Source organism: Streptomyces sp. NRRL F-525 (assembly GCF_000716605.1).
In the GTDB taxonomy this organism is placed as follows: Bacteria; Actinomycetota; Actinomycetes; order Streptomycetales; family Streptomycetaceae; genus Streptomyces.
This window is the reverse complement of the sequence record NZ_JNXE01000012.1, coordinates 156881-166525: the sequence shown is the minus strand read 5'-3', so window position 1 is coordinate 166525 and position 9645 is coordinate 156881. Positions and strand designations below refer to the sequence as shown.

Here is a 9645-nt window from a genome sequence, read left to right as displayed (position 1 = left end):
CCATGAGCAATCCGGAGTACCCGCAACAGCCCGATCGGCTTCCCTCCGACTACGAGCTGGCGAAATGGCAGGCCATCCAGCAGTTCAAGAGCCGCCCTCTGTCGCGCGCGATGAGCAACGCCGGCGAGCAAGTGGCCAGCGGGGTCGCGAACTTGGGCAAGCGTGCCGCGAAGCAACTGGAGAAACATCCGCGGGCCGCGTCTGCAGTTTCACGTGGACAGGGGGTCGTCGCCAAGGGCGCTCAGAAAGTCGGCGCCGGAACCCGCAAAGCAGCCGACGCGCTGCCGGACTGGAGCGGCACCGCCGTTCAGTCCATTCAGAAGACGCTGGGACGGGCCTCGCGAGCGGGCCTGTCCCCCAAACGCGTAGTGGCGCTCCACAAGAAGCGGGGGCACGACGTCTCATCGCTCTCCGACCTGCGCCGCCTCGACCTCGAACAGGTCGACGCGGTCCGGGGACGGGCGTCGAGCTGGTACTTCCCGGCCATCGCAGCGCTCTCGGGAGCGGGTGCGGGACTTGTGATCTCCGGAGGGGAACTCGTCATCGCCGCCTCCGCGGGCGCCGCGGCGGCCCCCTCGGGAGGCGCGATCACCGGTGCCTTCGTCACCGATGCGGCAGTCGTCCTCGGACTCGCGTCCCGCGCTGTCGGTCAGGTCTCGCTGTTCTACGGCTACGACCCCGAGGAGCCCGCCGAGAAGCTCTTCGTCATGTCCGTCGTCAACGTCGGTACGGCTAGCTCGGCCACTGCCAAGAACGCAGCGATGGCCGACATCTCGCGGCTCACCCAGGCACTCTTCCGCGGGAAGGCGTGGGAGGTCCTGAACGACACGGTTGTCGCCAAGGTCTCCCAGCAGTTCGCGAAGGCATTCAGTTTCCGTCTCACCAAGAAGGGGCTCGGCAAGGCCGTACCCGCAGTGGGGATCGTCGTCGGAAGCACCCTCAACTGGGCAACTCTGGAAGGAATCGTCGACGCCGCCGAGATGGCGTACCAACGGCGGTTCCTTCTGGAGAAGTACCCGCATCTCGCTACCGAGGAGGCATTCGGATCGTTTCCCGACACCGGCCCGGACGTCGCGGACGACTCCGACGAGGAGATCAGTCTGCTCGATGAGATCGTCGAGGCAGGCGGACCCGATCTTCAGTGACTCGGTGTCCCGGCGGTGGACGTGACCACGCGACCGCCGGGACGACGCGGCTCAGGCTCCCGCCGCGAACCCCACGAACCGTGACCACTCCTCACGCCCGACCGCGAAGTGAGGTCGCGTCGCATCCTTGGAGTCCCGTACGCAGATGGCCAGTTCGGTGACGGCGACCTCAACACAGTCGTCGCCCTGGCTGCCGCTGTAGCTGGACTTGAACCAGGCGAGTTCCGTCGTGCTCATAGCTCTCCTCGCAGTCGCTCCAACAGGCCCCGTGAGTCTTGGGGGTTCAGGGCCTGCGAGCGAAGTGTGTCATAGCGCTGTTGGAGGAGACTTACCTCTTTCACGTCGGTGATCAGTCGCCCGTTCTGCTGACCCTCGGAGTAGGCAAACCGTCGTCCTTCTCGCGTCTCCAAGAGCCGCACGGGTCCATCCAGACAGGCATGCAACCCGCCCTCCAGCGGCACAATTTGAAGCGTCACGTTGCGCGGCGCACTCTGCTCCAACACGTGGTCGTACATCTCCCGCATCTGCTCCGCATTCCCGAAACGGCGCCGGAACACGTGCTCTTCGACGATGAAGCTGAACGGAACCTTCGGCCGCTCGAACAACATCCGCTGCCGCTTCTGCCGCATGGCGAGCAGGTCCTCCAACTCCTTGTCCGTGGCTACCGGAATGGTGCCCTCGAACACCGCCCGCGCGTACCCCTCCGACTGCAACAACCCGGGTACCAGCCGGCACTCGTACGTGCACAGGCTGACCGCGATCTTCTCCAGCCGAGCCCACCGCCGGAACCAGACGGCAAGCCCCGCCTCTCCCCGCGTCAGGAACTTCGCCGACCTCCGCAGCGCCCCCGTGTTCCCCGTCGCCCCCTCCCCCAGCTCCACGAAGGAGTCGTCCGGCATCCGGCGCCCCAACTCCACTGACTCCACGGTGTGTTTGGAGTACCGGACCTTCTCCCCGAACTCGACCCTGCTGAGCCCCGCGTGCTCGCGCAGCGCCTGGACGACGGCCCCGAAGGTCCGCAGGCTGTCGGAGGGGTCGGGCTCCCGCTCCTCCTCGTACTCCGCCAACTCGTCGCTGCTGTCCGTCATGCGCGGCCTCCTCCAGGTGCGTAGGTGCGCTGTACCCCGCGATCGACTCACCCAGCGTGACCACAAGATCGACGTACCGTCTACACGCTGCCCCCGTACGCTGACGCACCGTACGGGGCACGCTCCTGAAACATGCCTCCGCGCGCCCACCACAGTTGTCCCGGGAACGCCCCCACGCCCCAAATCCCTGTTACCGTACAAACTTTCGCCCAGCGGGGGTCTTGCACTCGCCGCGAGGGCCACCTCTCCCGGCTGCTCGCAGTCGGGCGGCGTCAGGCCCGGCAGGCGTCACACGCTGTAGCCGTAAGTGCCGAACAGGCCGCCGCCGAACGCGACGTGGCTCGGTGACCGGCGCACGCGATGGGCAACTCCCGGGCCTGTTCGCCGACTTCGCGCCCTCGACAGCCAGGCCTTCGGTTGCGGGCGGCGCGCCAGGCCCCCCGCCACCAGAGAGGCAACCCGCAGAAGTGTGACACTCAGGGCAGAAGTGTCACACTTTCGCAAGGAGGGTCCCCTCCAAGAGGCACTGGCAAAGCGCCGCACCGCCCATGTCCGAGGACCCGACAGACAACGAGTCGGCCTGAAGTCGGCTCTTCCACAGGGAAGTTGGGGCCCATTCCCCATTCCGCACCTCCCGCTCACCCTCGCCGCGATACGGTCCCGACCAGGGGACGCAACGAGACGCACAACCTCTTGCGCGGGCGCGACACAAGCGGGGGAACCAGTGGCGAGCAACTCAACGGACGGCGCGGACAATCGTGGCCTTTTCGACGACTTCGGGGCCTTCCGCACCCCGACGACCGACGACTTCACCGCCGTACTGACAAACGGTCTGGTCGCCCCCGACGCCAACGTGCTGCTGAATCTCTACCGGTACACCGAGCAGGCACGCGGTGACCTGCTGCGCGCCCTCGGTGGGTTGGAGAACCGGCTGTGGGTTCCTCACCAGGCCCTCCTGGAGTTCTGGCGGAACCGCGAGAGCACGCTCAGCGATGCGCGGTCGTCCGGTGATCAGGCCGCCGAGGGCATGGCCGGTCATGCGGTGCAGGCAGAGCGGACCTTGCGCACCTGGGCCAATCGCGTCGCCCTGCCCGAGGAGGAGACCGACCGCCTCCGCGACCAGTTGAACGAGGTCTTCGACGACGTACGGGAGGCGATCGTCAAGGTCGGTCAGGGTGAGTGGCAGAACATCACGCAGGACACGAGCACCGATCCGGTCCTCGCGAAACTGGAACCCGCGCTTGTCGGCCGAGTTGGTGCTCCCCTGAGCCAGGAGGACTACGAGAAGGCGGTCACGGAGGGAATGCGTCGCGTCGTCAAGCGGCTGCCTCCGGGCTACATGGACAAGCCGAAGGACGGCGTCGGGGCGGCCGGCGACTACCTCGTCTGGGAGCAGATCCTGCGGGAGGCCAGTCGCCGTCAGTGCGACGTGCTGTTCGTGACGGCGGACGGCAAGGAGGACTGGTGGCGCAAGGAACAGGGCTTCAACCGGGGTCCCCGGCCGGAACTGACCGAAGAGCTGAGGACCCGTGGCGGCGGTCGGCTCTTCATGCTCACTCCGAAGCAGTTCCTCGAAGTGGCCGCGCCGATCCTTGAGTTCAGCCTCCAGGCGGGATCCGTCGAAGACATCGAACGTGTCGAACGGATCGAGACCGAGGAGGAGACGTACGGGGGCTGGACAGCCGGCGCGCTCGTGGAACTCTTCGACCGCCTGACCTACGAGGGCTACGGGGACCGCGTCGCCGTAATCAAGTACGCCGCAGAGAAGGACGGCGTAGCGGACGCCGCGAGCATCTACGACATCTGCGACTACTCCGAGGACCGCTCCCTCAGGGGATTCACCAAGCCGGTCACCCGCCTCACGGACAAGCTGCGCGGTCTGGGAAAGATCCCGGACTCGGCCGTCCAGGTCCTGAAGGCCGAATACCTTTCGGGCCCGGGGCCCGCGTCCGGCTTCTCCGTCCACCCGCTTCTCGTACCGCTGATCAATGACCTGCCGGACGGGGACGAACGATAACTCCCCGCCTGACGGACGGGGGTAGCCACTCCCCGCCCCTCTCAGCGCAACAGGTCTTCCGGTCTGGGCGGAACGCCTCGCAAATGGCGGTCGGCGTGTTCCATCTCTATGAGGAGACGATGGCCCGCGTCGGCCAGGACCAGGCCGTCCACGACCGCTTCGCGCATGATGTCGACGGTGTCCTTGACGCTGATGCCCTTACGGCGCGCGTAGTGGCCCGCTTCGCCGTCGTCGGTGATCCACACGGCGTCGGCGAATCCGTTGCGATGCTCGATGAGCACGAGTGTCTCGGCCTCACCCAGGTGTTGCAGGGGGCGGGACGGGGAGCCCCCGAAGACGACGCGGCGGACCCGGTCCACCAAGGCGGTCTCGGCGGGGTCGTCGATCTCGATGGGTTCGCCGAGCCATCCGCCGGCCGTCACCTGACTCAGGGTCGGCAAGTACCGCATCGACTGCCCGGCCTCGGCCGCGACAGCCTCCGTCCAACGGCCGCGACCGTCAAGGACCTTCTCCAGCAGGCCCAGCCGATCGACGGCGGCGAAATTGCACAGCACCGTGTTGTCGGGGAACCAACAGTGACGCGTCATGGCTGGTAGACCAGGTCCCCTTCGTCCGCATCGGTGGCGGCCAACACGCCTTCCTGCGGAGCCGGTTCAGGTTCGAGCGCCTCGCGGAGCGTGCCGACGTCCGTGCCTGTGTACGCGGCCAGCGGACGCAGGGTGGTGTCGCCCGCGAGGTAGGCCTCGTACAGCAACTGGGCCGGGCGGAAGGGCAGTCGATTGGCTCGCGACCACGTGACGCGGGCCTCGAAGAGGTCGTTCTGCCCAATCAGCCAGTGAGAGCCTCGCGTCGTGAGCCCGCGCAGTCTGTCCGCCGTCTCCCGGGCGATGACGCCCAACTGCCCGAGTCGTGCCGCGAGAGCGCTGGGCGACACCTGGAAGTGCACGACCAGTGTGGTGAGTTGCTCGTCCGTGACACCGTTCTCGCCTACCACCGCGCTGATTTCGCTCCGGGGCATGAGGAAGTTGGCAGCGAACACATTGGCGCGTACCTCGGTCAGATCTTTCTGATGTCCCGGGGACAAGTGGGTCTCTGTCAGCAGATCTTGAGCGTCTCTGGCGAGAACGTGCCCGAGTTCGTGGGCGAGCGTGAATCGCTGGCGGGTCGGCACATCGGTTCGCGCGATCATGATGAGCCGGAATCTGTCCGCCTGCCATGCGGCACCGTCGATTCCTTCGGGCAGCCGGATCTTCGCCACGTCGACGCCGAAAGTTCGCTCCACGGCCTGGAGCAGATCGGCGGTGTCCAGGCCGCCGACCGCCGGTGTGCCCGCGGCGGCGAGGCGGGCGAGCGCCTCGTCCGCGAGGGCGACGCCCTGGTCGACGTAGCGCTTGAGGTCGGGGCGGACGGCGGGCAGCTCCGGCAGTTCGGGCGCCAGGCCCAGGAGATCCAGCACCTCGTGTGCCGTGGTGAACCGTTCCACGAGGTCTTGGAGCCTGCCGTGGCCGCGCTCGCCGACCGCCGACGCGCTGGTACGGGCTGCCATGGCGGGGCGCAACGGCTCGCGGCCGGTCAGCAGCCAATCGACCGTGGTGTTGCCGAGCTCCGCGATCCGGGCGAGATCGAGAGACGTGAACCTGCGGATGCCGTTGAGAGACTTCGACAGTTTGTCGGGAGCCAGCCCGATGGCCTCGGCGAAAGCCCCTTGGTTGGCCGAGGCCTCACTCATTACCTTCCGTACACGCTCCGTCACGTTTTCGCCCATGAATTCACCATACGAGCGAGATGCGAAAATCGCAACACGGGTCATCGCGTGCACGGCACAGCTACGGCGGTCAGGCGATGAGCTCGTCCAGTTCCTCGCTCTCGTCGTCCAGCGCGAGGCCACCGATGTCGGCCTGCTGCCCGTCCACGTGCCCCTGTCGGTATCCGCTGCCGGTGAAGCGCGTACGGCGCACCTTCCCGACCTTCGGGTAGCGGGCGGCGACCTCAGCCTGGATCTGGGTGGTCCGATCGGCGAGGACGAGTGCCACACTGCGCGCCTGTACGGAGGCGTCGCTCGTGGCGGTCTCGGCATGGTCGCGCTCGCTGTCTTCCCGGGCCGTGCGCTCGGCCTCCGCGATCCGCAGGGCCACGGCCCGGATGAAGCCGAGCATCCAGGAGCGTTTGTAGGCACGCGGGAGTTCCCCTGGCGGCCGGTGCCGTACGTCCGCCCGCTCGGCGCCCTGCAGCATCTGTAGGCACAGGCTCGCGTACAGGACCTCGACGGAGTGCAGGTCCGAGGCGAAGCCGAAGATGTGGACCCGGTGACTGTTGGCCTTGCCGCCGGGATAGATGGGGTGACAGCGCATCGCGTAGGCGATGGAGGACAGAAGCAGCTTGCACTCGCGCATCCACGGCGCGACGACCTCGATCACCCGGTCCGCCGGCTCTTCGCGGGTGGGGTCGTCGCCCCGGAGCATGGCCTGCTCGATGCCGTACTTGGCCATCAAGGCCGTTGCCTTCTGCAGGAAGGCCTCTGCCTCGTGCTGGGTCGCCGCCGGGTCCTCGGCCTGCCGCAGGATGGCCCTCACCTTGGCCAGTACGTCGGCAGGAAGTCGGCCCGGCCTGGGCGGCGCAGGCGCCTCGGGGGTGTCCGAGCCGCTCGCCGTGGTGGTGGCCTCCGGCTGCTCCTGCTCGTCTTCCCCGTCGTCGTCTTCGTCGTCTTCGTCCGACCACTCTTCCTCTTCGTCCTCCTGCTCGTCCACGGGTCCTTCGGACTCGATCGCGTCCGCCAGGTCCTCGGCGTCCGGCACCAGTTTCTGAAGGCCGTGCAGCGCGCCCCACCACCAGGCCCTGGCGTCGACGTCTCGGATCTCGGCCCGCAGCGACCGCAGCAGCACGAAATCGCCATCCGTGCCTCGCATCACGAACTCCAGGCGCGCATGGCCGAGTTCAGCGAGAGTCAGCAGTTCGCACAGATCGGTGGCGCTGTGCTGGAAGTAGCGCAGCTCGATACCCGGCTCGGGGTACCAGTCCTCCGGGCCGTCCAGCCCCAGCCCTTCGAACAGGGACTCCTGACGAGCCAGGACAACATCGACGTCCACGTGGATCACGGACGAGGAGGGCGCTCCGGAGTACGCCAGCGCTGCCGCCCGCTCCTGCGGGGAGGTGACGATGTGGTACCAGACCGGCACGGAACCGCGCATGGCATGCCAGGTGAGCTCCCCGCGCGCCTGACGTTCGGCGGCCTCCTCCGCGATGCCCGGGTCGAGGGTTCCGTCCGTCCAGGCGCTCGCAGAGGGGGTTGCCACACAATCGAGGAACTCACCCAGGTACTCGTTCCGAACGCGCCGCTCGAAAGACGTGGCGGTGTGGAAAAGATCCCGCTCGCAAGCCGAGAGAGAGCCGATCACCGGGTCGAGGACCTCGCTGACGTAGGACTCGGTGAACTCATGCAGCTCCGCCAGAAACTCTTCCGTCGCCGCGAACGCGCCCCTCCTGTGCTTGTCGCACCATGCCTCCAACTCCCTTACGGACAGCTGCTGTTCTGCGATGACCGCCAGGTGTCCGGCGTTCTGGAGACCTTCCTCGTACCCGGCCAGTGAGTTCTCGATCACCTCGGCGACACGGGGCTGCGACAGGACCGCCTGAGCGAGCAGTCTCTGGGGTTCTTCGGCCTCGTCCTCCAGATGGTCGGCCAGGGACGTGAGCGACGGCCCCTTCTCGTCGTGCCGTGTCCACTCGGGGTGCGGTTCGCCGACCGCACCCGCCGCCCGGACACCCCAACGGGAGACCAGTTCATCATCGGCCCGGACCTGCCCGACAGCCCGGGCCCGCTCACGCCTCCAGAGCGCGAGGACGAGTTCCTCCCACGCCCCCGCATTCCAGGACCACAGTGCAGGGTCCTCGGCCGTGATGAGGTCGGCGCGAAGTCCGCGCACGGCGTCGGCCAGGTCGTGACGGTGACCGTGCAGGATCAGCAGTTCCAGCCACGCAACCGTCTCCGTCACGGGCTGGACGCGCGCCTCGTCGGCCGCGACGCGGCACAGGACCAAGGCGCCCACCAGCCGCCGGTCACCCAGATCCGTGGGGATCAGCGCGTGCAACTGCGGCCCGAAATCGCTCAGTACCTCACTCAACTCGGTGACTCGGTCCCGTAGCCAGAGTTTTCGGGCCAGGCCGAAGCCCGAAGTCGTGGCTGGTGAATGGGCTGCGCTCTGCTCCGTCATGACGTTCATGCCCTCCCCGTGGGCCAACCGCACCAGGCGGCTGTCCGCGCCCCGCGATCGAAAACGAGTTCACATCCTAGGGGCCTCGACCACGGACGGATCACGGTCGCCGTCAGTGGCTCACCACAGGCCGCACGCAAGATCACATCAGGCCCAACAGCGGGCAGGACAGGCCTTTCGGCCCAGGCGATACCAAGCCGGGCTCACCGACTACGACGGAGCTCGCATCGAACACGGGATCCTCATCGGCTGCATCGGCCCGCGCCTCTCCAACACCTCGACCTGAGTGGAGACGAGAGCAGCCGCTCGCCGCCATGTAGAACGAGTAGTACGGTGGAGCCATGAGTGACAACGCGGAGGTCCCGCTGAGGGAGCTCAACCAGCAGACATCGCGGGTCCTGGCCCGTGTGGCAGCTGGGGAGACGGTGACCATCACCAAGGACGGGGTACCCATAGGGGACATCGTGCCCCGCGGTGCGCCGACGGGCCGCCCCGCCTACCCGTTCCGCACCGACCCCATGGGCGAGCTCGATCTGCCGGACCTGGGCGGCCCTGTACTGGACGACGACGAAATCGAGGTGGCGCTGCGAGGCATGGGTACGGCCGCCGGCGTCACGGGGACCGATGACTGACATTCCGGTCGCGATCGCCGACACCAACGCCCTGTACCGGCTGTTCACCCCCAAGGATCCCCGCCACGCGGCCCACCGGGATGCCCTCGCCCGAACAGGCCACCTCGTGGTGTCCTCCATGGTGCTCACCGAGCTCGACTATCTGCTGACCTCGCGGGTCGGCCCCGCGGCGGCCATGAACGCGCTCGACTTCATCGCTGGTCAGACGGAGGCGCGCCGGTTCGAGATCCCCGACACGGCACCACATCTTCGGAGCGCCATGGCCGTGATGCGGGGGTACGCGGACGCGGACGGCGGGGCAGGAGTGGGGCTTGTCGACGCGATGAACGTCGCCCTGGCCTCAGCGTTCCAGACGGCGGACATGTTCACCACGGACGGCCACTTCCGCATGATGCGACCGCTCACCGGTCAGCCTGCCTTCCGGCTGCTCCCCGACGATCTGTGACGCCTTCGCCTTTCAGGGCCGTAGCCGACGACTGTTCCTATGGTTCGGAGCCGTTGTAAGTGCGGGCCCCTACTGTTGCGAGGGATCTTCTGTCGCTTCTGTCGAGG

The 9645-nt window shown here is 67.5% G+C and carries 9 protein-coding genes; 4 read left to right on the top strand and 5 right to left on the bottom strand.

The genetic code is table 11. The features are described from left to right. Positions 1-2: 2 nt before the first annotated feature. Positions 3-1145, top strand: a complete 1143-nt coding sequence (locus tag OO69_RS19255; RefSeq protein WP_033281925.1) for an EcsC family protein — start codon at positions 3-5, stop codon at positions 1143-1145. Between the two features lie 51 nt (positions 1146-1196). On the opposite strand, the gene OO69_RS19250 is transcribed toward OO69_RS19255, so the two are convergent. Both OO69_RS19250 and OO69_RS19245 read right to left on the bottom strand, forming a co-directional pair. Then, on the bottom strand, positions 1197-1382 hold the full coding sequence (locus OO69_RS19250) for a DUF397 domain-containing protein (protein WP_033281924.1): 186 nt from the start codon (positions 1380-1382) through the stop codon (positions 1197-1199). Next, entirely contained in the window at positions 1379-2233 is an 855-nt protein-coding gene (locus OO69_RS19245) for a helix-turn-helix domain-containing protein (protein ID WP_033281923.1), read from the bottom strand. The genes OO69_RS19250 and OO69_RS19245 overlap by 4 nt, the downstream gene beginning before the upstream one ends. Before the next feature lie 724 nt (positions 2234-2957). On the opposite strand from OO69_RS19245, the gene OO69_RS19240 reads away from it, so the two are divergent. Beyond that, the gene (locus OO69_RS19240) at positions 2958-4250 is read left to right on the top strand and encodes a PIN-like domain-containing protein (protein ID WP_051801114.1); all 1293 of its coding nucleotides are present in this window, start codon (positions 2958-2960) and stop codon (positions 4248-4250) included. Between the two features lie 41 nt (positions 4251-4291). Here the strand turns inward: OO69_RS19240 and OO69_RS19235 are convergent, their stop codons facing one another. The 3 genes from OO69_RS19235 to OO69_RS50200 are packed head-to-tail and all read right to left on the bottom strand — an operon-like array spanning position 4292 to position 8461. Beyond that, a complete protein-coding gene (locus OO69_RS19235) occupies positions 4292-4837 on the bottom strand; it encodes a hypothetical protein (RefSeq protein WP_033281922.1) in 546 nt (181 codons plus the stop codon). Next, entirely contained in the window at positions 4834-6060 is a 1227-nt protein-coding gene (locus OO69_RS19230) for an XRE family transcriptional regulator (protein WP_234444477.1), read from the bottom strand. Before OO69_RS19230 ends, OO69_RS19235 begins: the two co-directional genes overlap by 4 nt. Before the next feature lie 25 nt (positions 6061-6085). Next, on the bottom strand, positions 6086-8461 hold the full coding sequence (locus OO69_RS50200) for a DUF2786 domain-containing protein (RefSeq protein ID WP_158713404.1): 2376 nt from the start codon (positions 8459-8461) through the stop codon (positions 6086-6088). 341 nt (positions 8462-8802) lie between these two features. Here OO69_RS50200 and OO69_RS19220 point away from each other — a divergent pair, with 341 nt between their 5' ends. After that, positions 8803-9093 carry a type II toxin-antitoxin system Phd/YefM family antitoxin gene (locus tag OO69_RS19220; RefSeq protein WP_033281920.1) on the top strand — a complete coding sequence of 97 codons (291 nt, stop codon included), beginning with the start codon at positions 8803-8805 and terminating at the stop codon, positions 9091-9093. Beyond that, positions 9086-9538: a PIN domain-containing protein gene (locus OO69_RS19215; protein ID WP_033281919.1), complete on the top strand. Its 453-nt coding sequence runs from the start codon at positions 9086-9088 to the stop codon at positions 9536-9538. The genes OO69_RS19220 and OO69_RS19215 overlap by 8 nt, the downstream gene beginning before the upstream one ends. Positions 9539-9645: the final 107 nt, after the last annotated feature.

What these genes read in the sequence shown, in the direction of transcription:
- OO69_RS19255 (WP_033281925.1), top strand. Translation starts at nt 3, where the DNA reads ATGAGCAATCCGGAGTACCCGCAACAGCCCGATCGGCTTCCCTCCGAC.
- OO69_RS19250 (WP_033281924.1), bottom strand. Translation starts at nt 1,382, where the DNA reads ATGAGCACGACGGAACTCGCCTGGTTCAAGTCCAGCTACAGCGGCAGC.
- OO69_RS19245 (WP_033281923.1), bottom strand. Translation starts at nt 2,233, where the DNA reads ATGACGGACAGCAGCGACGAGTTGGCGGAGTACGAGGAGGAGCGGGAG.
- OO69_RS19235 (WP_033281922.1), bottom strand. Translation starts at nt 4,837, where the DNA reads ATGACGCGTCACTGTTGGTTCCCCGACAACACGGTGCTGTGCAATTTC.
- OO69_RS19230 (WP_234444477.1), bottom strand. Translation starts at nt 6,060, where the DNA reads ATGACCCGTGTTGCGATTTTCGCATCTCGCTCGTATGGTGAATTCATG.
- OO69_RS50200 (WP_158713404.1), bottom strand. Translation starts at nt 8,461, where the DNA reads ATGACGGAGCAGAGCGCAGCCCATTCACCAGCCACGACTTCGGGCTTC.
- OO69_RS19220 (WP_033281920.1), top strand. Translation starts at nt 8,803, where the DNA reads ATGAGTGACAACGCGGAGGTCCCGCTGAGGGAGCTCAACCAGCAGACA.
- OO69_RS19215 (WP_033281919.1), top strand. Translation starts at nt 9,086, where the DNA reads ATGACTGACATTCCGGTCGCGATCGCCGACACCAACGCCCTGTACCGG.